This window comes from Marinobacter sp. UBA3607 (assembly GCF_002375525.1).
In the GTDB taxonomy this organism is placed as follows: Bacteria; Pseudomonadota; Gammaproteobacteria; order Pseudomonadales; family Oleiphilaceae; genus Marinobacter; species Marinobacter vinifirmus.
On sequence record NZ_DFLY01000017.1, the window covers coordinates 147,598 to 170,381 of the forward strand.

Annotated in this window: 15 protein-coding genes; 8 read left to right on the forward strand and 7 right to left on the reverse strand. The window is 61.6% G+C overall.

Going from position 1 to position 22,784, the window contains the following annotated elements:
- The first annotated feature begins 3 nt into the window (after nt 1-3).
- Both B2589_RS06915 and B2589_RS06920 read left to right on the forward strand, forming a co-directional pair.
- A complete protein-coding gene (locus tag B2589_RS06915) occupies nt 4-753 on the forward strand; it encodes a HipA family kinase (protein ID WP_286816035.1) in 750 nt (249 codons plus the stop codon).
- A complete protein-coding gene (locus tag B2589_RS06920; RefSeq protein WP_286816036.1) occupies nt 750-1,604 on the forward strand; it encodes a DUF3037 domain-containing protein in 855 nt (284 codons plus the stop codon). The genes B2589_RS06915 and B2589_RS06920 overlap by 4 nt, the downstream gene beginning before the upstream one ends.
- A gap of 47 nt (nt 1,605-1,651) precedes the next feature.
- On the opposite strand, the gene B2589_RS06925 is transcribed toward B2589_RS06920, so the two are convergent.
- Nucleotides 1,652-2,170, reverse strand: coding sequence for a lipocalin family protein (locus tag B2589_RS06925; protein ID WP_286816037.1), 519 nt, complete (start codon nt 2,168-2,170; stop codon nt 1,652-1,654).
- Nucleotides 2,171-2,304: 134 nt separating this feature from the next.
- On the opposite strand from B2589_RS06925, the gene B2589_RS06930 reads away from it, so the two are divergent.
- A complete protein-coding gene (locus B2589_RS06930; RefSeq protein WP_199457688.1) occupies nt 2,305-2,676 on the forward strand; it encodes a VOC family protein in 372 nt (123 codons plus the stop codon).
- Between the two features lie 74 nt (nt 2,677-2,750).
- On the opposite strand, the gene B2589_RS06935 is transcribed toward B2589_RS06930, so the two are convergent.
- The 6 genes from B2589_RS06935 to B2589_RS06960 form a co-directional block, all read right to left on the reverse strand.
- Nucleotides 2,751-3,869, reverse strand: coding sequence for an ABC transporter permease (locus B2589_RS06935; RefSeq protein WP_199457901.1), 1,119 nt, complete (start codon nt 3,867-3,869; stop codon nt 2,751-2,753).
- Nucleotides 3,870-3,871: 2 nt separating this feature from the next.
- Nucleotides 3,872-6,607, reverse strand: coding sequence for a ribosome-associated ATPase/putative transporter RbbA (gene rbbA / locus B2589_RS06940; RefSeq protein WP_286816039.1), 2,736 nt, complete (start codon nt 6,605-6,607; stop codon nt 3,872-3,874).
- A complete protein-coding gene (locus B2589_RS06945) occupies nt 6,600-7,598 on the reverse strand; it encodes an HlyD family secretion protein (protein WP_286816040.1) in 999 nt (332 codons plus the stop codon). Before B2589_RS06945 ends, rbbA begins: the two co-directional genes overlap by 8 nt.
- A gap of 119 nt (nt 7,599-7,717) precedes the next feature.
- Entirely contained in the window at nt 7,718-8,110 is a 393-nt protein-coding gene (locus B2589_RS06950) for a globin domain-containing protein (RefSeq protein WP_286816041.1), read from the reverse strand.
- A gap of 146 nt (nt 8,111-8,256) precedes the next feature.
- Nucleotides 8,257-10,512, reverse strand: a complete 2,256-nt coding sequence (locus tag B2589_RS06955) for an ATP-dependent DNA helicase (RefSeq protein WP_286816043.1) — start codon at nt 10,510-10,512, stop codon at nt 8,257-8,259.
- Nucleotides 10,509-12,209: a VRR-NUC domain-containing protein gene (locus B2589_RS06960; RefSeq protein ID WP_286816045.1), complete on the reverse strand. Its 1,701-nt coding sequence runs from the start codon at nt 12,207-12,209 to the stop codon at nt 10,509-10,511. Before B2589_RS06960 ends, B2589_RS06955 begins: the two co-directional genes overlap by 4 nt.
- 157 nt (nt 12,210-12,366) lie before the next feature.
- On the opposite strand from B2589_RS06960, the gene B2589_RS06965 reads away from it, so the two are divergent.
- From B2589_RS06965 to recD, 5 genes are all read left to right on the forward strand, one after another.
- Nucleotides 12,367-12,840: a hypothetical protein gene (locus B2589_RS06965; RefSeq protein WP_014420008.1), complete on the forward strand. Its 474-nt coding sequence runs from the start codon at nt 12,367-12,369 to the stop codon at nt 12,838-12,840.
- Nucleotides 12,841-12,860: 20 nt separating this feature from the next.
- Complete coding sequence (locus tag B2589_RS06970; protein WP_286816048.1) at nt 12,861-13,076, forward strand: hypothetical protein; 216 nt, start codon at nt 12,861-12,863, stop codon at nt 13,074-13,076.
- Between the two features lie 135 nt (nt 13,077-13,211).
- A complete protein-coding gene (gene recC / locus B2589_RS06975) occupies nt 13,212-16,805 on the forward strand; it encodes an exodeoxyribonuclease V subunit gamma (RefSeq protein WP_286816050.1) in 3,594 nt (1,197 codons plus the stop codon).
- Nucleotides 16,802-20,527, forward strand: a complete 3,726-nt coding sequence (gene recB, locus B2589_RS06980) for an exodeoxyribonuclease V subunit beta (protein WP_286816051.1) — start codon at nt 16,802-16,804, stop codon at nt 20,525-20,527. Before recC ends, recB begins: the two co-directional genes overlap by 4 nt.
- The gene (gene recD, locus B2589_RS06985) at nt 20,524-22,776 is read left to right on the forward strand and encodes an exodeoxyribonuclease V subunit alpha (RefSeq protein ID WP_286816052.1); all 2,253 of its coding nucleotides are present in this window, start codon (nt 20,524-20,526) and stop codon (nt 22,774-22,776) included. Before recB ends, recD begins: the two co-directional genes overlap by 4 nt.
- The last annotated feature ends 8 nt before the right edge of the window (nt 22,777-22,784 follow it).

Below are 22,784 nucleotides of genomic sequence, written 5' to 3' on the forward strand. Positions count from 1 at the left end.
TCTGTGACCAAGGCCTCATCCACCGTTGAAATCGTAGAAGTTATCCGCCGTTCGGAGCACGGGATGACCGAACCCTTTATCTGCCGGGGCGACGATGACAACTTCTACTTTGTAAAAGGCATTGGCGCAGGCAGGGACAGTCAGATCAAAGAATGGGTTTCGGGTAACCTGGCACAGCTCTTCGGTATACCCGTTGCGCCATTCAGAATTGTGAACGTGCCAGAAGAAATTCTGGAGATACTGCCTCCTGGCCATGCAAGAGATCTGGGAGTTGGGCCAGCATTTGGCTCTATAGAGAAACGCCTCACGGAAATAACCATTCCCCAGATTCGAGAGGTTCCGCTAGAGGTCAGAAAAGCCCTTCTGTGTTTTGACTGGTGGATTGGAAACGGCGACCGGTGCTTTTCCGAGAACGGTGGAAATCCGAACCTGTTCTGGGAACCCGGCAAGCGGGAACTGGTCGTTATCGATCACAACCAGGCCTTCGACCCCGAGGTTACTGCAGAAACCTTTTTTCGTGACCACATCTTCCATGATGTGTCTACGGACATTGCGGATGACTTGGTTGAGCGCCAGATCTACACTGACAAAATGGCCAAAGCACTCGACCACTGGGATTCGATCGTTGCCGGGTTGCCAGAAGAGTGGTTATATATCGATCCTGAAATGACGATTGAAGTGGGTCTGAGCACCGAAGAACTTAAAACGCATCTGTTACGTTGCCTGAGCGATGACTTCTGGAACTGGAAATGACTAGGTTTGCTTGTAACTACGCCATTGTGCGATTCATGCCGTACCTCGAAACCGGCGAGTTCGCTAACGTCGGCGTTTTGCTATGGATACCTAAGCAGAAAACCCTGTTGTTCAAACTCCTACGACGTAAGTACGGGAGAATTACCCAATTCTTCGAAGAGCTGGATAAACAGGTCTACCTGAAGGCCATGGCTGATCTGGATGCTGAACTTCACCGAATCGAGAGGCTTCTGCAGGAAGGTGTTGTAGTAACCGCCAATGCAAATCTCGAGTACGGCTTCCATAAGGGCATTTTCGAAGAAATCATCCGCCCCCGTGAGACCATTGTCCGCTTTAGCGAGCAAAGGGCCATTCTGACGGAGAATCCAACAGAAACACTCGCCGCACTCTACGACTACTACGTTGGCCGCAACTTCGTGACCAAGGAGTATCAGGAACAGCTCATGGAGAAAGGCATCAAACGCCTTCTGGATCAGGAGAACCTTGGCAAACGCTATCAAAAACGAAAAGTTCAGGACAAGGTTTACGGTGTTTCCTTCCCGTTTGTAGAAGAGCAGGACCAGAGGGCAGTGCGGGTGATAAAACCATTGTTTCTGGGTCAGGCTGACTCCACAGCCATTATGGAGCACGGTGGACACTGGCGACTGAAAGTTGAACTGCTGCGTAAGCGCCAGTTACTCCATGGCCCAGTTCTGTTTCCTGTGAAGGGGCCTGAGGATGCAAAAGCCGGTGACCACCGCCATGAAGCATTTGAAGAAACCTTGCAGGCGCTTGAAGGTGAAGGCATAGAGCTAGTTGACTATGAGGATCAGAGGACGGTTCTGGACTTTGCGTTGCAGCGTCTACACTGACTAGACCATTTTCGTGGTTCTACGAAAATGGTCATCTTCTTACTGCGTTAGTGCGATTGCTCCACCACAATCAACTCCCCAAGCTCAAACCCCTCAGCCTCAGCCCGCGCCTTAAACGCCTCCAGCACCTCATCACTCACCTCCGGCGTGCGCGACATCAGCCACAGGTAATCCCGGTTATAGCCAGTCAGGTAGGCGGTGGAGTAGTCCTCATCCAGCCCGAACACTACGTAAGAGCCGTAGAAAGGCCCGAAGAAAGAGACTTTCAGGTGGCCCACGTCGCTGTCGCCCACAAACTTTGCCCGGCCTTCGGCTTCTTGCCATTCGCTTTCCTCGGCGTTGTAGCCCCGGTTGATCACTTTGATGCTGCCGTCGTCGTTCAGGGTGTATTCGGCAGTCACCTTACTCAGGCCTTCCTCGAAGGAGTGGTCCAGGCGGGCGATTTCATACCAGGTGCCCAGGTAGCGATCTTTGTCGAAGCCGGTGACCGGTTCAATGCCTTTGGGCAGGCCGGTGCAGCCGGAGAGCAGGATCAGGGCGGAAAGCAGGAGTGTTATCGGTTTCATGCGGCAAGGCTCCGGGCTGGAAGAATCTGGTGCCAACCATAGCAAAGCGGCAAGCAAAGATCCCCATGCGGGTGTTAAGCTCCAAAACGCTGTGGCGCTCGTATACCCAGCGTTAACCAACCAAGGAGTCGAATATGATCGGATACGTAACCATCGGCGTCAGCGATATGAACCGTGCGAAGCAGTTCTACAGCGACCTGCTGGGCGAGCTCGGCGGCAAGGTGCTGCTGGACATGGAACGCATTGCGTTCATTGGCGAGAGCATGGCCAAGCCGATGCTGGCAGTCTGCACCCCGTTCAACGGCGAGCCCAACCATCCGGGCAACGGCAACATGCTGGCCATTCAACCGGGGTCCAAGGAAGCTGTGGATAAGTTCTACAAGAAGGCCATCGACCTGGGCGCTACCTGTGACGGCGAACCGGGCCAGCGTATTCCGAACCAGTTCTACGGCGCTTACGTGCGCGATCCGGACGGCAACAAGCTGGCGTTCTATCACTTCGGCTGATCAGCCGCCGGCAACGGGGCCAGGCACATGCTGTCGGCCCCATTGCCTACCTCATTCCCTACGTTTTTATAGCCTCACACCGACAGATGGCGCCGGAACAGCGCCAGTGCGCTTGAGAAAAACACTCCGCCAATGGCCACCAGCGCCAGCATTTGCGGCCACACCACCTCCAGCCCGGCACCCCGGTACAGAATGGCCTGGGCCATGCTCACGAAGTGGGTAGTGGGGGCGGCCAGCATGATGTTCTGCACCAGGTCCGGCATGCTTTCCCTTGGGGTGATGCCGCCAGACAGCAGCTGCAAGGGCAGGATGGTGAGGATCAGCAGCAGACCGAACTGGGGCATGGTGCGGGCCACGGTGCCGATCAGGATGCCGATGGCGGTGGTGGAGAACAGGTGAATGAGCGCCCCCAGCAGGAACAGCCACACCGAGCCGGCAATGGGTACGTTCAGCCAGCCCTGAATCACCAGGGTGATCGACACAGACGCCGCCAGCAGCACCACCAGGCCGTTGGCCCACACCTTGGACGCCATAATCTCGAACGGCCGCAGCGGCATCACCATCAGGTGCTCCACGGTGCCGTGTTCGCGCTCGCGAATCAGCGCTGCGCCGGTCAGGATGATGCTGATCAGGGTCACCTGGGTGATCAGCTCCATCACACCACCAAACCAGGTGCCATCCAGGTTGGGGTTGAAACTGGCGCGGGTCACCAACGTCACCGGCAGGCCGTCGGTGGAACTGCCCGGCTGCAGGAACTCCGCCACTTCGGTCATGGCGAAGCGTTCTATGTAGCTGGTGCCGATAAAAGCCTGGCTCATGCGGGTGGCGTCTATGTTCAGCTGCAGGCTTACCGGCTGGCCCTGGCGCACCTTGCGCTCGAAGCCTTCCGGGATTACCAGGGCGAAGGTGTGGCTGCCCTTGTCCAGCAAGTCGTCTATCTGGTCATAGCGCACCATGTCTGGCGGCAGAAACCAGGGCTGCTGCAGGGCATTGATGACCCGGCCGGAGAGCACGGTCTGGTCTTCATCCACCACCGCCACCGGGGCGTTGTGCAGCTCCATGGAACCGGCAGAACCTGCGGTGTAGATCATCAGGGTGAAGGCCACCAGCACGAACACCATCAACACCTTGTCCTGCCACAGGCTGCGCAGTTCCTTGATGCCCAGGTGCCAGATGTTACCGAGAGATTCCATCATCAGCGCCCCTGTTTCCGTAGCAGTACCATAGCCAGGCCGGTCAGCACCGGAATAAACGCCGCCAGCGCCAGAAACGCGCCCTGCATGTCGGCCAGAGTCAAACCCTTGGTGAACACGCCCCGGCTGATCTGCAAAAACCAGGTGGCCGGCCAGAAGGGGCCGATCCAGGCGCCGGCACCGCTCAGGGACGACACTGGTTCGGTCAGGCCGGAAAACTGCACGGTGGGCAGAATGGTGAGTATGGCCGTGGCCGCCAGGGCGGCAATCTGGGTGGAGGCAAAGGTGGACATCACCTGGCCCAGGGCGGTGGTGGCGGTGACAAACAGCAAAGCGCCAAAGGTGAGGGTAAGCAGGCCGCCCTTCAGGGGCACATCAAACAGGTACACCGCCAGCAATACCAGGCTGGCGTAGCTCACCATGCTGAAGGCGATGTAGGGCAACTGCTTGCCCAGCAGAAATTCCAGCCGGGTGACCGGGGTGACGTACAGGTTGGTGATGGAACCCAGTTCTTTCTCCCGGACAATGCCCAGGGCCATCAGTATGGCCGGGATGAAGATGAGCAGGATCGGAATCACCGCCGGCACCATGGCATCCAGGCTGCGGAAATCCTGGTTGTAGCGGTAGCGGTCTTCCAGGCTGACCAGGCTCAACGTGGGTACTTCGCCCCACGCCTGCCGGGCCTGTTCGCTCAGGTAGCTGATGTGCATGCCCTGTACGTAGCCGAGGATGGTTTCGCCCCGGAACGGCATGGCGCCATCCACCCACACCGCCAGCTCGGTGTCGCGGCCCCGTTTCATATCCCGGCCAAAGCCGGAAGGAATCTCGATAGCCAGGCTCAGCTCCCCGGAGCGCATGCGCCGCTCCAGCTCCTCCGCCGTCGACAGCGCCGGTTGCTCGACAAAATAGCGGGAGCCGGAGATCGCCGCGATGTAATCCCGGCTCTGGGGCGTCTGGTCCCGGTCCAGCACCGCAAAGGGCAGGTCTTCTACATCCATGGTGATGCCGTAGCCCAGAATCAGCATCAGCAGGGCCGAGCCGATAAAGGCAAAGGCCATGCGGATCGGGTCCCGCAGCAGTTCCCGGGCTTCGCGCCGGCCGTAGGCCAGCAGCCGTTGCGGGCTGAAGGCCCTGGGGCGTTCCGGCTGGCCGCCCTCTTTATTCAGCAGTGTGCCGCTGGTCTGGCTTTCCGGTTCCTTGTCCACCGCTTCCAGGGTGGTCATGAAGGCGCCTTCCAGGCTGTCGCTGCCGGTTTGTTCGATCAGTGCTTGGGGCGTGTCACAGGCCAGTACTTCACCGGCGTGCATCAACGAAATGCGGTCGCAGCGCTCGCCTTCGTTCATGAAGTGGGTGGAGATAAAGATGGTCACCCCGTCTTCCCGGGACAGCCGCATCAGCAGCTGCCAGAACCGGTTACGGGCGCCGGGATCTACACCGGAGGTGGGTTCATCCAGAATCAGCAGTTCCGGCTCGTGCACCACCGCCACCGCTAAAGACAATCGCTGGCGCACCCCCAGCGGCAGTGCGCCGGCCTGGTGGTCCAGCACCTCTTCCAGGCCGAATTCCCCGGCCAGGCTGCTGATGCGCCCGGCAATTTTTGCCTCCGGCAGGTGGAACAGCCGGGCGTGCAGGTCCAGGTTCTGGCGCACGGTCAGCTCGCCGTACAGGGAGAACGACTGAGACATGTAGCCCACCTTGCGGCGGGTGGCCAGGTCTTTGGCATCCAGCGGCTCGCCGAATAACGCCACATTGCCCTCCGTAGGCGTCAGCAGGCCGGTGAGCATTTTCATGGTGGTGGTTTTGCCGCAGCCGTTGGAGCCCAGAAAACCGAAGATCTCGCCTTTCGGGATGGTAAAGCTGACGTCTTTGACCGCGGTAAAGCTGCCGAATTTCAGGGTCAGGTTCTCCGCCACGATGGCCGGAGTGCTGTTTTCGGGAGTGGGCGAAGCTGCCGCTTGTGCCGATACCGGCACGCCCAGCTCCTGCTCCCGGCGGCTGTCCGGCAGCAGGGCGATAAAGGCATCGTCCAGGTTATCGGTGCCGGTTTGCTGGCGCAGCTCGGCGGGGGAGCCGGTAGCCAGCACTTTGCCGGCGTCCATGGCCACCAGCCAGTCGTAGCGTTCGGCTTCTTCCATGTAGGCGGTGGCTACCAGCACGCTCATGCCGGCGCTTTGTCTGCGGATGTTGTCGATCAGGTCCCAGAAGCGTTTGCGGGAGAGCGGGTCTACGCCGGTGGTGGGCTCGTCCAGAATCAGCAGGTCCGGGTTGTGGATAAGTGCGCAGCACAGGCCCAGTTTCTGTTTCATACCGCCAGACAGTTTGCCGGCGGGGCGGTCCCGGAAGGCCAGCAGGCCGGTGGCATCCAGCAGGCGGTCGATCTGCTGCCGGCGCGAGGCGCCAGTGAGGCCGAACAGATCGGCAAAGAAGGCAATGTTCTCGTCCACCGTCAGGGTGTGGTACAGGTTGCCACCCAGGCCCTGGGGCATATAGGCAATGCGCGGGGCCGCCTGGTTGCGAAACCGGTGGCTGGCCATGTCGCCGCCCAGCACCTGCAGTCGACCCTGCTGTAATTCACGAGCCCCGGCAATCAGCCCCAGCAGGGTGGATTTACCCACCCCGTCCGGGCCGATCAGGCCAACCATGCAGCCAGCGGGGAAATCCAGCGTAATGTCGCACAGCGCAGCGGTTTCCCCGTAGCGGTGGCTGATTCCTTCCAGCCGGGCTACGGTGTCAGTCATTGGGCAGGCTCGCCTTCAGGCTATCGGGCCAGGGCAGGCTTTCATCCAGCCGCACATAGGCTTCGCCCGGCACACCGGTTTTTACCCGGTCCCGGTAAGCTTTGAGCAGGTCCGGATTGATGCGGATGCGTACCCGGAACATCAGCTTCTCCCGCTCGCTGCGGGTTTCCACCGATTTGGGGGTGAACTGGGCTTCTGCCGCCACAAAGCTGACCTCCGCCGGCACCACGTAATCCGGCAGGGCATCCAGGATGATGCGTGCTTCCGAGCCTACCCGCACTTTGCCGGCCTGGGCCGTGGGCAGGAAGATGGTCATGTAGACGTCGGTCACATCCAGCACTGTGGCCACCTTGCCGCCGCCAGCCAGTACCTCACCGGGTTCCGCCAGCCGGTATAGCACACGGCCACCCACCGGAGTGGAAAGCTGGCTGTCGTCGATGTTGGTCTGGATTTGCCGGATGACAGCCCGGGCCGATTCAATGCCGGCATCGGCCGAAGCCACCTGTACCCGGGCCGCCTGCAGGGCAGCCCCGGCGGTTTCTGCCGCCGTGCGGGTGCGGTCCAGCTGCTCCCGGGAGGCATGGCCCCGGTCGACCAGGGTTTCAATACGGGCGAGTTCGGCACGGGCATAGCGCTGCTCGCTTTCCCGCTGCACGACGATGGCTTCAGCCAGCAGCCGGGCCTGTTCGGCCTGGTGCAGGTTGGCTTCGGCAGCCGCCGCACGGGCCTTGAGCTCGTCGGTGTCCATCACCGCCAGCAGCTGGCCGGCTTCTACCATATCACCTTCACGCACCTCGAAGGATTCAAGGCGCCCGGGTATGCGGGTGGCGATATCCACTTCGGTGGCTTCAATACGGCCGTTGCCGGAAGCAATGTGCTCGGGGAGTTCGTCGCCGTTCGGCATCAGGTACCAGACAGCAGCCGCTATCACAGCCACAATCAGCAGTGCCAGCAGGAGTTTGGAGGCAGTTTTGGCGCTTTTACCGGCCATATGTCGTCCTTGATCAGATGAGTAATACGGAAGGGAAGTATAGAGAAAAAGTGTGACGATAAGGCTGACAGGAATCAAGATCGCTTCCAATCTATCTGGACTGTCAGCCTTACAGTAAATCAGTAAGCGCCGCGAATCAGGTCGATACCCGGCTTCAGTACTTCACGCCAGGCTTGCTGTAACTCGGGGGTCCACTCTGGGTCGTGGGCCCGCACGGTTTTCAGCAGGGATTGCTCCCACAGGTCGTACCATTCCGGTTTGATGTTGTAGTTGCTGCGGTTATGGCTTTCGCCCAGGTCCCGCAGTTTGCGGTCCGACATACCCCGGGCAACCAGGATAATCTGCATTACGCCGTTACGGAGCAGGTGGCGCTGGGCGGCCATGTCGGTGTCGACAAAGCGGTTGCGAATGGCGTCAGAACTGGACATGAAGAAGTCGTAGAAATCCACGAAGAATTCATCTTTGCGGCAACATCGGCCATAACTCTGAAAAACCAGGTCCGTATTGTTCATTTGCAATGGATGTCCTTGAAACAGGCGGAATGATGTGATGATGGCGCGCATTCTAAGCTTGCGACCGAAAATAGCCATAGCGGCATCCCGCTACTACCAATGGCTGCGACAAAATGCCGCCACATCAGAGGGCCCAGGGCAGGCAATCAGTGGCTGTCGGAAAACCACCAGCGGGGCAGCAAACGATTAACGCCGGGTTGCAGGAAACGGTCGTCAATCAACCAGATCACGCCCCGGTCGTCCGGGGTGCGGATCACCCGGCCAGCGGCCTGGGCGACTTTCTGCAGGCCGGGAATCAGGTAGGTGTAGTTGTAGCCCTCCCCGAAGCGCTGTTGCAGGCGGTCTTTAAGGATTTCATGCCAGGCATCGAAGGGCGGCAGGCCGAGTGTGGCCACGAAGGCGCCGATCAGCTGGTCGCCGGGCAGGTCGATGCCTTCACTGAACACGCCGCCGAGTACCGCGAAGGCTACTGAGCCTTCGGGCTTCTGGAACTCCGCCAGGAACTGCCGGCGTTGCTCCGGGCTCATGCCCGGCTGCTGGGCGCGTTGGGGAATATCCGGTGCTTGCTGCGCCAGCGTGTCACTCACTTCCTTCGCGTATTTAAAGCTGCTGAAGAACGCCAGGTAATGGCCCGGCCGTTCCCGGTATTGCCGGGCGATCAGTTCGGCGATGGGTTGCAGCGAACTCTCACGGTGCACCTGCCGGGTGCTGATGCCGGGGGTGAACTGCACCTGCAATTGTTCGGCACTGAACGGGCTGGGCAGGGAGGTGAAGCGGGCGTCTTCCGGCAGGCCCAGCAGGTCCCGGTAATAGACGCCGGGGCTGAGGGTGGCGGAGAACAGCAGTACCGAGTGGGCGGCCTTGAAGCGTTCAGTGAGGAAATCCGCCGGGACCAGGTTCTGGATGGTCAGGCTGGCGCGGCCCCGGCCTGTGCGCTGGAATTCGCACAGGGAGTGGTCACCGAAGCTGTCCGCCAGCTTCATAAAGGCCACGCTTTCGAACATCACTTCCTGCAAGGCCAGATCCGGCGGGTTGTCGGCCAGATAATCGGTGATCACAGAAACCATGGCCTGCAGTGCACCCAGTAATTGCGGTGGCAGAGTCGCCAGGAACACCGGCTGGGCCTGTTCACCGTGATCCCGGATCAGCGCCTGCCAGGCCCGGGCGGTGCGATCCAGGGCCGCTTTGACCGGTTTTGGAGCGGTCTTTTTCAGCTTCAGTAAGCGCTGTTGTTCCAGTTGCACCGAGTACATGCCCCGGGCCCGGTCTACCAGGTTGTGGGCTTCGTCCACCAGCACGCTGGCCTGCCAGTTGTTCTGGCGGATCAGGCCGTGCAGCAGGGCGGACTGGTCGAATAGCCGGTTCACATCACCTATCACCAGATCGCTCCAGCGGGCCATTTCCTGGGCGAGGAAGTAGGGGCAAATGTCATGCCCTGCGGCGATTGTCGCCAAATTCTGCTGATTTAATGGTTCTTTGCTCTGCGCCGCCTCGGCCCGGGCGTCGGGCAGGCGGTCGAAAAAGCCTTTCGCCAAAGGGCAGGATTCGCCGTGGCAGGCTTTGTCCGGGTGTTCGCAGGCGTCGTCTTTCGAGACCAGTTCCAGGGTGCGCAGGGGCCAGGGCTGCAGCTCATGCTGGGCGGCTCGCAACTTATCCACAGCATCCAGAGCCAGCTGCCGGGCGGTATTTCGGCAGGTGAGGTAGAACAACCGGTCCTGCCTGGCGGCGGGCATGGCCATCAGGGCCGGGAACAGGGTGCCCAGGGTTTTACCCAGGCCGGTGGGCGCTTCCAGCAGCAGGGTGCCGGCTTTGACGGAGTTCTTGTACACCGTTTCCGCCAGTTGCCGCTGCCGGGGGCGAAAGTCCGGGAACGGAAAGGTCAGGGTGGCCAGCAGGGCGTCGCGCTGCTCTCGATGGTGTTCTTCCTGCTCGGCCCAGGCTTGGTAGCGGCCACACAGGGTTCCCAGTTCCTGCCAGAGCTCGTCGGCTTTGGCGGTTTCGGTAAGTACCGTTTCCTTGTCCCGACCGGTGTCGTAATACACCAGGGCCAGCTCTACGCTTTTGCGATTTTCCTGCCGGCACAGCAGGGCGCCATAGGCCCGTAACTGGGCCCGGTGCAGGGCCCGGTGGTGGGGGCGAATGCGGGACACATCGCCCCGGTGGGTCTTGATTTCTTCCAGCCGGTTCTTGTGCGGGTTATAGCCGTCAGCCCGCCCGGAAAGCTCTATTTCCAGGCATTTACCGGTAAGTGAATACTCGCTTTTATAGCCGTAGCCCCGCTTGGCCTGTATGGCCTGATGGCCGGCAATGCCCTCTTCGCTGGTGGGTGCCGGGGTATAGCGGAAGTCCAGATCGCCGTGGCGGGCAGCGAATTCACACAGGGTGCGGACGGCGACTTTCACACGCTCGCCTCATCGCCATCCCAGCGCACATAGCAGACGCTGGCCGGGATGCCTTGCCGGGCGAAAAAGTGTAACCAGCGAACCTGGTGGTCCTGCAATCGGTCGCCGGGGCCTTTTACTTCGATCATTTCATAACGCTGTTCAGGTTGCTCGGCATCCGGCACCAGCCGGATCAGGTCCGGGAAGCCGCTGCGATGTTCCTTGATGTTGTGAAGCAGCCGGCGGAACAGGGCATCCAGGTGGTGGGCGGGAATGCAGTGCAGCGCCAGTTCCAGCAGGGCTTCATCCAGTACCGGCCAGAATACGAAGGGATTGGCGATGCCCTGTTTGGCCTGAAAGGTGTCGCGAATGTGCTGTTTATAGGCATGGGTTTTCAGCAGGCCAAAACGCTCCTCAAATGCCTGCGCGCGTCGGGCGACAAAGTCTTCCCGGGTCAGGTCCGCCGGGCCGATATGGAACGGATGGAAGAAGGCGCCGGGGATGGGTTTGAAGATCACCGGCCAGCACAGCAGGCCGAACAGGGCGTTGATCAGGGTGTTTTCCACATAGACCACCGGGGCTTGTTCGGTGCTCAGGTGCTGAACCGCCGCCAACTCCACGGTGCCGGTGTCTGGCCTGGGCAAGGTGAGGGTGAATTCCCGCAGCGGAGGGTTATCCACAGGCTCGGGTTTGTCGGCTCCCACCTTGGCTGCCAGCCGCTTCAGCAGGCGGCCCAGGCCCTGGGCTTCGGCATCACTCAGTTGTGTAGTCTGCCACTGGCAGGCAATAGCCCAGGCATCGTCAAAGCGCTTCATCCGCTCCAGCAACCGCAGCTGTTTCAGCCGCGCTTCCCGGTGGCCGCTGGCCGCCCATACCTGCAGCGCCAGTTCCCGTTCACCCTGTCGCTCCGCCTGCCGGCCCAGTTCCAGCAACAATCGGTCCCGTCGGCTGGTGAGCCAGGGGTTATCCACAGGCCCCGGAACATCGGGCCAGACGTCCACCGCCGGTTCGCCGATATCGAGCCGTTCCCGGCACTGGTGCATCTGCAGGTAATAATCCACTTCTGCCCGGCGCTGAAAGGCGCGGGATTCCGGGGTGAAGGGCACCGGCTCGAACTGCTGCACGCCCAGTTCCACCAGCACAAAGTCGGTCCAGCTCTGGCGCAGGTTGCCGAAAAACATCAGGCGAATGCGGTCGAACAGGTCCATGTCCTGGAGCTGAACGACTTGTGCAGCTTCACCGTCATCAGGCAGCCAATCCCGCAAGGGCCGTGGTTCGCTGAACGGTTCCGCCAGCAACGCACGCATCTGCGCCTTGCCCAGGGTTTTCGGCTGGCCCTGTTGTTGCAGCCAATTTGCGAACACCGGCCGCAATTCCGCCAGGGTAAACAACCGGAACAAGTCATCCAGGCTCAGATCCGGAGCGCTATTCAGCCAGCTCTCCAACACCAACACCTTAAGCGCTTCGGCCTCCGGCTCCGGCAGTTCCGGATAGCGGAGCTTGTCGGCCCGGAACAGCTCACCGGTGCGCATCACCATGCGCGTTAGTAGAGCCCTTGGTCCAGTCGCCAGATTGGCAAATGCCGCCAGCCGGGCTCGCTCTGCTTCTGTTAACAGGTCAGCGTGGTGGTCCGCTACCCAGGCCACCAGAATATCCATGTTCTCCAGATAGTAGAGTGGATCATCCAGGCTGGCGGGAACCGGTCGGTGCTTGGTCATAGGAATGCAGACGTCGGATTGGCAATGAGGCCACAAACTTTACGCCGGAAGGCGGGCCGGCTCAAACCGATTCCATGCACAAAAATTAATCATCGCGACCCTTGCGAATCTATTTAATGATAACTATTATCATTTGCATCACGACAAGGAGGACGCCATGAAATTTCTCTGCCCACGCCATCGCCAGATCTTCTCCCGCCTTTCTCTCAATGAACAGAACGAGTTATGGCTGTTCTGGATGGAATACGCCTTCACCTTCTGCGAGAACCAGGATGCCGAAAAGATGATTGCCGCCACCGGCAGCGCCTTTGACCTGGCCTGCCTGGCGCGGGCGGAGCACCCGGACTGCATGCATGTGGAACTGACGCTGGCCGCCATTCTGGTGTGCCGTGCCCTACGGGACCGGGGCGAGCACAATGCGGCGGATTATGTGCTGTTCACGGCAGTCGAAAACCTGCAGCTGGCCGAGCCCTGTGTTAACAGCGCCAGCGGCTGCTGCAGCACCGATGATTGCATTGCCGTGCTTCTGGACACCACTCGCCAGGCTGATTTCTTCAGCGAATACCTGAACTGGCCGGTATTCCCGGTGGCTCAATACCCGGCCACCCTCGCCGAAAACGCAATCAACTGAGGACGGGAGGCTCTATGGGAATGGCTCTCTTACACCCCGATCTATCCCGGCAGCATCACTACAATCCGGTGAACTGGCCCGGTGCGACGGATTCCGCTCAGGTCGCCATCTCGATTTCCGCCGACTCCCTGTGCCGGCTTTTGCAAAGCCACCAGCTGCACGTGGAAGACCTGACCTGCCTCGATGCGGAATCGAGGGCCCGGGTGCGGCAAATGCTCCTCGACCTGATGCGTTGACCGAACGCGACCTTCTTTGTCGCAAGTCACAGGTATCCTTTGTTCTGCAACCTGGCGCACCCTCTGCGAATCCGGGAGCGCTTAAGGTAAGCTGTTTGCCATCCATTCCAGCGAATTCCGCAGCTAAGGACACCCATGGCCGCCATTGAACCCGGCTTTCACGCCATCCACGCCAACCACCTGGAAGACCTGCGCCGCGCCGTGGTCTATATCTGCCGGCAGAACCCCATGCCGCCGCTGCAGAGCGAGACCTTTCTGGTGCAGAGTAACGGCATTGCCCAGTGGCTGAAGCTGGCACTGGCGGAAAAGCGCACCGACGATGGTGTGGAAGGCGGCCTGGGCATTGCCGCCGGCATGGATTTCCTGTTTCCTGCGCGCTTTATCTGGCAGGCCTACCGGGCGGTGTTGCCGGACGGCGAAGTGCCGGAGCAATCCCCCTTCGACAAGCGCCGGCTGGTGTGGCGGCTGTACCGGTTGTTGCCGGAGCTGGTGGGGCAGGATGAAGCGTTCACGCCATTGGCACGGTTTCTGGACGGCAGCGATACCGACCTGCGCAACTTCCAGCTGGCCGAAAAAGTAGCCGACCTGTTCGACCAGTACCAGGTGTTCCGCGCCGACTGGCTGGCGGCCTGGGAGCAGGGCAAGGACGTGGTGATCACCGCCCGGGGTGAGGAAAAGGCCCTGGATGCGGAAACCCTCTGGCAGCCGTTACTCTGGCGCAAGCTGGTAGAAGACGTGGGCAGCGAGGCCCACACCAGCCGCTCGCAAATTCACATCCGCTTTATGGAGCAGGGCCAGCGCATCAGCGAGCCGGCCAACCCGGGGCGCTTGCCCAAGCGGATTGTGGTGTTCGGGGTGTCGTCCCTGCCCCGGCAGGCGCTGGAAGCGCTTTACGTACTCAGCCGATTCAGCCAAGTCGTGTTGTGTGTTCACAACCCCTGCCAGTTCTACTGGGCCGACATCATCAGCGACCGGGAACTGTTAAAAGCCGAACGCAAGCGGGGCGCGGCGCACCCGGTATTGTCACAGATTGATGACCCGGACCAACTACACCAGCATGCAAACCCTTTACTGGCGGCCTGGGGCAAACAAGGCCGGGACTACATCCGCCTGCTGGATGAGTTCGACAACCCGGACGACTACCGCGCCAGCTTTCAGACCCCGGGCCAGAAGATCGACATCTTCACCGACCATGGCGATGTGGATAACCCCTGCCTGCTGCACCAGTTGCAGAACGATATCCACAACCTGACGCCACTGCAGGAAATCCGCCAGCAGCACCGCACGGTGGATCTGGCCCGGGACCATTCCGTGGTGTTCCACGACGCCCATGGCCCCCAGCGGGAGGTGGAAATCCTGCACGACCAACTGCTGGCCGCGTTCAATGCCGACCCCACGCTGCGGCCCCGGGATGTGATTGTGATGGTGCCGGACATCAACGTGTATGCGCCGCACATCCAGGCCGTATTTGGCCGCTATTCGCCGGGCCGCAAACGCCACATTCCGTTCACCATTTCCGACCAGGGCCAGCGCCACCACGAACCGGTGCTGATAGCCCTGGAAACCCTGATGTCGCTGCCCCGCAGCCGCTTTGGCGTGAGCGAAATTATCAGCCTGCTGGAAGTGCCCGGCATTCGCGACCGCTTTGATATCAGTGAAGACGAGATCCCCCTGGCCCGGCGCTGGGTGGAAGGCGCCAACATTCGCTGGGGCCTACATGGCGAGCACCGGCAAAGCCTGGACCTGCCGGCGGAGCTGGATCGCAACACCTGGCAGTCTGGCCTTCGGTCCATGCTGCTCGGCTACGGCATGGGCGATGACGAACCCTGGGGCGGGGTAGAGCCCTATGGCGAAATCGGTGGCCTGCAAGCCGGCCTGGCCGGGCGGCTAGGCGAGTTCGTGCACCAGCTGGAAACCCTGTGGCAGGCCCTGCAAGCCACCCGCACGCCCGGTGAATGGGAAGCCCTGTTCTCCGAAATGCTCGAGCAGTTTTTCCACAAGGTGGAAGGCCAGGACCTGCTGTTGCTGAACCGCTTCCGCCGCCAGCTCGAGCAATGGCTGGAAGATGCCCTTGCCGCAGACCTTGATCACCAGCCGCTGCCTCTGAACATCGTCAAGGATGTGCTGCTGCAGGGCCTGGACGAAGGCGGCCTGAACCAGCGCTTCCTGGCTGGCAAGGTGAACTTCGCCACCCTGATGCCGATGCGAGCCATTCCGTTCCGCAAAGTGTGCCTGCTGGGTATGAACGACGGCGATTACCCCCGCTCCCGGCCGCCGGTGGATTTCGACCTGATGGCGCAGGATTACCGGCCGGGGGACCGCTCCCGCCGGGAAGACGATCGCTACCTGTTTCTGGAAGCCCTGCTGTCGGCCCGGGAACAGCTGTACATCAGCTGGGTGGGGCGCAGCATCAAGGACGATTCCGAGCGGCCACCCTCGGTCTTGATCGGCCAGTTGCAGGATCACCTGGACAGCCTGTGGTCTGTGGCAGGACAACCGGAACTTGCGGTGACCAAAGCCCTGACCACCCAACACCCGTTACAACCCTTCAGCCGGGACTACTTCCCGAAAGCCAATGGCCTGGGCGAAGGCGAAGAGGCCCAGCCCAAACCGCTGGCCGAAGTACTGCAGGCCCGCGGCCTGTTTACCTACGAACGGGAATGGCGCAGCGCCCACGCTGTGGATAACTCTGAGCAGAGCCGGGAAGCCCTGCCATATCAGGCTCCTGAAGAACCCATCAGCCTGAACGAGCTGGCGAACTTCCTGAAAAAGCCCATCGACACCTTCTACCAGCGCCGGCTGCAGGTGCGCTTTGAAGACGTGGAAGACGAGGATACCGACAACGAAAACTTTGACCTGAACGGCCTGGACCGCTGGCGCCTGGATAACGAGCTGATCCAGGACAGCGTGCTGAAAGCCGCCAGCGAGGAAGAACTGTACGACCGGCTCGAAACGACACTCGACCGCATGGCCCGGCGCGGCGACCTGGGTATGGGCGTCACCGAACATCGCCTGCGCACGGAACTGGCCGGCCGGTTGCCGGATCTGTTTGACCGCTATCGAGGCGCCCTGGCGGAATGGCCGGAAGTGGTGGCCGAGCCTTTACCCTTCGAGTTTCGCCATACGAGTGACCTCGGTTCGGCGGAAGTGGCGGACCTGATCGACAACCTGCGCTACAACCAGCAAGGGCAGCTGTGCCGGTTGGTTATCGCCAGTTCCGGCCTGCTCACCGGCTCCGGATCTTCCAAAAAAGTACGCTACGCCAACCTGCTGCGAGACTGGCTGATCCACCTGGCCGGGCAACTCAGCGGCCAGCCCTTTGAAACCCTGATTCTGGGTAAGGAAGAAGGCCGAAAATTCCACTTCCCGGTGATGGCACCCGAACAAGCACAAAAACATTTCGAAGCCATTCTCGGCCGCTGGATGGACGCCACCACCCGGGCCCTGCCCATTCACTGCGAAGCCGGCTTTGCCTGGATCACCAGTTTTTACGGTGGCAAAAAATACGTGGGCGACCACGAGCGGGCCATCAGTGAAGCGGAACAGGCCTACACAACAGCCCTGGAACGGGACACCGGCTACCTGCGCGGTGCCTTTGAAAGCCCCGAAGCGCTGATGGCCAGCGGCGAGTTCGAGGCCTTGCTGCACCAGCTTTACGTGCCTTTATGGGAAGCGGAGCAAGGCAAATCAGCCGCCGAGCAGGTGGGTTACCAGGAGGAACAGGCATGAGCCAGACAGCCGCTAACCGCAACCCGAACCTGGACCCGCTGGCGCTGCCCCTGAACGGCAGTGCCCTGATCGAAGCCAGCGCCGGCACCGGCAAAACCTTCACCATCGCCATCCTGTATGTGCGCCTGGTGCTGGGCCATGGCCAGAACGAAGACAGCCCGCTGCAGAACCTGTTGCCACCAAACCTGCTGGTGGTGACCTTTACCGACGCCGCCACCAAGGAGCTGCGGGATCGCATCCGCACCCGGCTGACCCAGGCTGCCGAGGTGTTTTCCGAGGCCGCCGACAGCCTGGAACCCACCCCGGAAACCGCACTTATCCACAAGCTGCGGGATGACAGCTATCCGGACCCGGCCAGCTGGCCCGACTGCCGCAAGAAACTGTTGCTGGCCGCCGAGTGGATGGACGAAGCCGCGGTGTCCACCATCCACGGCTGGTGTAACCGCATGCTCAGCGAACACGCCTTCGACAGCGGCAGCCTGTTCAAACTCACCCTCGCCACCGACCAGAGCGAACTGCTGGAAGACGTGGCACGGGATTACTGGCGTACCTTTGTCTACCCGCTGCCGCCGGCCCTGATGGACGAAGCCCTCAGCCACTGGAAAACCCCCACCGACCTGCGCAAAGCGGTGCGCAACCTGATCGACGATCCGGACGCCCTGGGCACACCGCCAGAGAACGTGCACCAGGCCATCAACCAGGTGGTCAGCGAACGGCAGGCACGGGCCAATGAACTGAAAGCCCACCCCTGGGCCCAGTGGCAGCAGGAAGTCACCGATCTGTTGAACGACCTGCACAAAGCCAAGCGCCTGCACGGCGGCAGCAAGAACGCCATGATCAAGGTCTGGGACAACCTGCTGGCCTGGGCCGATTCCGACGAACTGCTGCCGGAGAAACTGGACAGCGCCGCCGGTTACAAGAACCAGACCCCCGAAGGCCTGGATAACATCCTGAAAGGGGAGGAGCCCGGCCCCCATCACCCGGCCTTCGACGCCATCGAAGCCTTGATGGAGTTCGGCCAGAACCAGCCCAGCGCCAAGTCCGACATCCTGCGCCACACCAGCCACTGGATTGCCAACCGGCTGGAAGCGGAGAAACAGCAACGGTCGGAAATGGGCTTTGACGACCTTCTCACCCGCCTGGACGATGCCCTGCACGGCCCCCGGGGCGACCAGCTGGCGGCCACCATTCGCCGGCAGTTCCCGGTGGCGCTGATTGACGAATTCCAGGACACCGACCCGGTGCAGTACCGCATCTTCAACCGGGTCTATAACGTGGAAGCGAACAGCCCGGACACCTGCCTGCTGATGATCGGTGATCCGAAACAGGCCATTTACGGCTTCCGGGGCGCCGATATCTACACCTACCTGCAGGCACGGCTGGGTGTGCAGGCCCGCACTTACACCCTGGGCAAGAACTTCCGCTCCGCCGAATCCATGGTGAGCGCCGTCAACCGGGTGTTTGAACACAGCGACCAGCACAGCGCCAAAGGCGCCTTCCTGTTCGGCAAGGGCGACAGCACGCCGCTGCCATTCCAGGGTGTGGATGCCAACGGCACCAAACGCCTGTGGGCGGTGAACGGAGAAATCCAGCCCAGCCTGGTGTTCTGGACCCACGAATCCGCTGAAACCGACAAGGAAGGCAACCCGAAGGGGCTGGCCAAGGGCACCGCTACCACCGAGGTAGCCGAAACCTGCGCCAGCGAGATCGCCCGGCTGCTGACCCTGGGCCAGGCCGGACAGGCCGGCTTTGCCCTGCCGGATAACCCCGCCGACCTGGAGCCGGTGGCACCGAAAGACATCGCCGTGCTGGTGAACAATCGCAACGAGGCGGCCGCGGTGCGGGATGCCCTCGGGCGCCGGCGCATCAAGAGCGTGTACCTGTCAGACCGGGATTCGGTGCTGACCTCCCAGGAAGCCAAGGAAGTGCTGTGCTGGCTGCGGGCCTTCGCCGAGCCCCGGCAACTGGCGTTTATCCGCGCCGCACTGGCCACACCAACCCTGGGCCAGAGCTGGCAAGCGCTGGATTTACTACTGACCGACGAGCTGGTACTGGAACGGGAAATCGAGCGCTTTCAGGGCTACCAGCAACAATGGCAAAGCCAGGGCGTGCTGCCCATGCTGCGCAGCTTTCTGATGGACTTTGAAGTGCCGGGCCGTCTGCTGCAGCGCCCGGATGGTGAGCGAAGACTGACTGACATCCTGCACATTGCCGAACTGCTGCAGCAGGACAGCCTGCAACTGGACGGCGAACATGCGCTGGTGCACCACTTCACCCAGATCCTGCGGGCCGCGGATGAAGAGGACGAACACCGCACCCTGCGCCTGGAAAGCGACGCCGGGCTGGTAAAGGTAATTACCGTGCACAAATCCAAGGGCCTGGAATACCCGCTGGTGTTCCTGCCTTTCGGCACCGCCTTCCGGGCAGAGAACCAGAAGCAGGCGTATGTTCGCTACCACGACGACTCCGGCAAGCTGGTAACGGTGTTCGACCCCACGCCGGAAGACATCGAGCAAGCCGACCAGGAACGCCTGGGCGAGGACATCCGCAAACTCTACGTGGCCCTGACCCGGGCCCGGTTTGCCACCTGGGTGGGCGCGGCAGCTGTGGATAACTGGCATCAGAGCGGCCTGGGTTACGTGCTGGCCGGCTCACCGGAGCAGGGCATCAGCCAGGCGCTGGCAACCCTGGCCCAGGGTCGCCCGGAAATCCGGATGACCCCGCTGCCGGAAGCCGAAAGCACGGTATTCACCGAAACCGCCCCGGAAGCCCTGGGGCCGGCGCTGGTCTCCAGCCGGGAAGCGAAGGAAGACTGGTGGATTGCCAGTTACTCCAGCATCGAATACACCGGCATGGCCGGCACCGGTATTACCTTCACCGGCGAGGTGGAAGACGCCCAGACCCAGAACCTGCTGGAAGAAAGCGCCCAGGAACCAGCCGAAGAAGCCCCGGCCATGCCCAGCGTACGGAACCATCACCACTTCCCCAAAGGCGCCGGCCCCGGCACCTTCCTGCACGAATTACTGGAATGGTGCACAGCCCAGGGCTTCCAGCGGGTTGTGGATAACTCCGAGCCGCTAAACGAACAGCTCACCCGCCGTTGTGGTACCCGGGGCTGGGGCGATTGGGTGGAACCCCTGCAACAGTGGCTGCTGGCGTTGATCCGGAAACCGCTGAAACTGGACCGGGACGGGCAGCAAAGCGCCAGCCTGGCAGAGCTGGGCAACCTGCGCCCGGAGCTGGAGTTCTGGTTTGAAAGCCGCAACGTCAGCATCCGACAACTGGATGCGCTGGTCACCCGTCACACCCTGAACGGTGCGGACCGGCCCCGGGCCGAAACCTACCGCTTCAACGGCATGCTCAAGGGCTTTATCGACCTGGTGTTTGAACACAAGGGGCAGTATTACGTGCTGGACTACAAATCCAATGCTTTGGGCGAGGACGACGCCGCCTACACCGACCAGGCCATGGGCCAGGCGATCCTGGACAAGCGCTACGACCTGCAATACGTGCTCTACCTGCTGGCCCTGCACCGGCTGCTGAAAGCCCGGCTGCCGGGTTACGACTACGACCAGCACATCGGCGGCGCGGTGTACCTGTTCCTGCGCGGGGTGAATTCCGCCAGTGGCGGCGCGTTTACCGACAAGCCCCCGAGAGTGCTGATTAAACAACTGGATGCCCTGTTCGATGGCGAGCCAGTCTCCGGGGAGGTAGCCGCATGAGCCGTACCCGCCACACCGAAAACCAGTTTGCCCTGGACCTGGGAGACGACTCGCCGGTGAACACAACAGCAACGGAGCCGCGCAAGCCTGTGGATAACTCACAGCTACTGGCCAGCCTGAACGAAACCGAAACCCTGTTAGGGCAATGGCAGCAGGCCGGCTGGATTCGCCCGCTGGATACCGGCTTTGCCCGACTGATCCGGGAACTCAGCGAAGAGCAGGGTCAAAGCCCGCAGCCTCTGGTGCTGCTGTTGGCCGCGCTGACCTCCCACCAGGTGGGGCGGGGGCACGTGTGTATCGACCTGGCCACGCTGCTGGCCGATGCCGGCCATACCCTGGCGCTGCCGCCGGAAGAACCGGCCAACACCGGACTGTCCGAAGCCGAGGTAGCCAACCTGCAAGGGATTTATCCACAGGATCTGCTGGCCCGGGTGCAACTGGCCGACTGCCTGGTGGGTCTGCAAGGCTCTCTCGCTGTTAGCGATGGCTCCGAGCCGGCACCGCTGGTACTGAACGGCACCCGGTTGTACCTGCGCCGGTTCTGGCGCTACGAACAGCGTATTGCCGACGGCATCCAGCAACGGCTGGCCTTGCCATCAACCCTGGCTGACCCGCAATCAGTGGCCGCGCAAACCTTATCCACAGCCCTCAACACGCTGTTCCGGTCCACCGAACCGGTGGATTACCAGAAACTGGCCTGCGCCCTGGCGGCCCGCAACCGCTTTGCGGTGATCACCGGCGGCCCGGGTACCGGCAAAACCACCACCGTGGTGAATCTGCTGGCTGCGTTGCAGGCGGTAGCGGGAGAAACTCCGGAGCGGGCCGGGCGCAAGTACCGTATCCGCCTGGCCGCGCCCACCGGCAAGGCCGCCGCCCGCCTGAACGAATCCATTGGCGGCGCCGTCAGCAAACTGCCACTGGCAGACTTACCGGGTTCCGTGCAACTGGACGACATTCCCACCAAGGTCACCACATTGCATCGGTTGCTGGGTAGCCGGCCGGATACCCGCCAGTTCCGCCACAACCAGGACAACCCGCTGCTGGTGGATATCCTGGTGATCGACGAAGCGTCCATGGTGGATGTGGACCTGATGGCCTCGGTGTTCGACGCCCTGCCCGCCAACGCCCAGCTGATCCTGCTGGGTGACAAAGACCAGCTGGCCTCGGTGGATGCCGGTGCGGTTCTGGGCGAGCTGTGCCAGCGGGCCTTCGACGCCCATTACACCCCGGACACCGCCAGCTGGCTGGCCGCCATCACCGGCGCCCGGGTACCCGATGGCCTTGTGGATAACTCAGGCCAAGCCTTGGACCAGGCCGTGGCCATGCTGCGCAAGAGCTACCGGTTCGGGCAGGACAGCGGTATCCGCGAACTGGCGGAAGCTGTGAACACCAGCGCGCTCACCAGCCGTGTATTGGGGCAGATCCGGGGCGCCGAGTTCGAGGATGTGATCTGGCTGAACGGCGACACGCCGAGACCCGACCCGGAACAGACGCTTGAGCTGATCTGCCGCCACGCCATCACCGGCACCCCGGAGAGCTTCCGCAACGCCGGGCAGGGACGGGTGGTGAATGGCAAAGCACTGCCACCGCCGGTGGGCTATCGTCATTATCTGGAAGTTATCCACAGCTCAGGTTTAACCGCGGACAGTCCCCGGGAAGCCTGGGATGCCCACGCCGCAGAGGTGCTGGAAGCCTTCAACGATTTCCAGGTTTTGTGTGCGTTAAGGAAAGGACCTTGGGGCGTAGAGGGCCTGAACCAGCGCATAGCCCAAGAGTTGCTGGCAGAAAAGCTGATCGACAAAACCGACGGCTGGTACGCCGGCCGGCCGGTACTGGTCACCGGCAACGACTACAACCTGGGCCTGATGAATGGGGATATCGGGATTACCTTCAGTGTACCCTGGGATAAAACTGCCAGTGGCGAGCCCAAAGACACCCTGCGTGTGGCGTTCCCCAGTGGCGACAGCACCGGCGGCATTCGCTGGATTTCCCCCAGCCGTCTGCAGCAACTGGAAACCGTATACGCGATGACTGTACATAAGTCCCAGGGCTCGGAGTTCAACCACACCTGCCTGGTGCTACCAGATCGCCTCAGCCCGGTGCTTACTAAAGAGCTGGTTTATACCGGCATCACCCGGGCCAAGAACTGGTTCAGCCTGATTACCGGCGATGCGCAGGTGTTCAAGGACAGCGTAGGACAGCAGGTGGTGCGGGCTTCGGGTCTGGCGCTTCGGCTTGTGGATAACTAGGCCCTGGT

What these genes read in the sequence shown, in the direction of transcription:
- B2589_RS06970 (WP_286816048.1), top strand. Translation starts at nt 12,861, where the DNA reads ATGGCTCTCTTACACCCCGATCTATCCCGGCAGCATCACTACAATCCG.
- B2589_RS06950 (WP_286816041.1), bottom strand. Translation starts at nt 8,110, where the DNA reads ATGAACAATACGGACCTGGTTTTTCAGAGTTATGGCCGATGTTGCCGC.
- B2589_RS06945 (WP_286816040.1), bottom strand. Translation starts at nt 7,598, where the DNA reads ATGGCCGGTAAAAGCGCCAAAACTGCCTCCAAACTCCTGCTGGCACTG.
- B2589_RS06960 (WP_286816045.1), bottom strand. Translation starts at nt 12,209, where the DNA reads ATGACCAAGCACCGACCGGTTCCCGCCAGCCTGGATGATCCACTCTAC.
- recC (WP_286816050.1), top strand. Translation starts at nt 13,212, where the DNA reads ATGGCCGCCATTGAACCCGGCTTTCACGCCATCCACGCCAACCACCTG.
- B2589_RS06920 (WP_286816036.1), top strand. Translation starts at nt 750, where the DNA reads ATGACTAGGTTTGCTTGTAACTACGCCATTGTGCGATTCATGCCGTAC.
- rbbA (WP_286816039.1), bottom strand. Translation starts at nt 6,607, where the DNA reads ATGACTGACACCGTAGCCCGGCTGGAAGGAATCAGCCACCGCTACGGG.
- B2589_RS06930 (WP_199457688.1), top strand. Translation starts at nt 2,305, where the DNA reads ATGATCGGATACGTAACCATCGGCGTCAGCGATATGAACCGTGCGAAG.
- B2589_RS06965 (WP_014420008.1), top strand. Translation starts at nt 12,367, where the DNA reads ATGAAATTTCTCTGCCCACGCCATCGCCAGATCTTCTCCCGCCTTTCT.
- B2589_RS06935 (WP_199457901.1), bottom strand. Translation starts at nt 3,869, where the DNA reads ATGGAATCTCTCGGTAACATCTGGCACCTGGGCATCAAGGAACTGCGC.
- recB (WP_286816051.1), top strand. Translation starts at nt 16,802, where the DNA reads ATGAGCCAGACAGCCGCTAACCGCAACCCGAACCTGGACCCGCTGGCG.
- recD (WP_286816052.1), top strand. Translation starts at nt 20,524, where the DNA reads ATGAGCCGTACCCGCCACACCGAAAACCAGTTTGCCCTGGACCTGGGA.
- B2589_RS06925 (WP_286816037.1), bottom strand. Translation starts at nt 2,170, where the DNA reads ATGAAACCGATAACACTCCTGCTTTCCGCCCTGATCCTGCTCTCCGGC.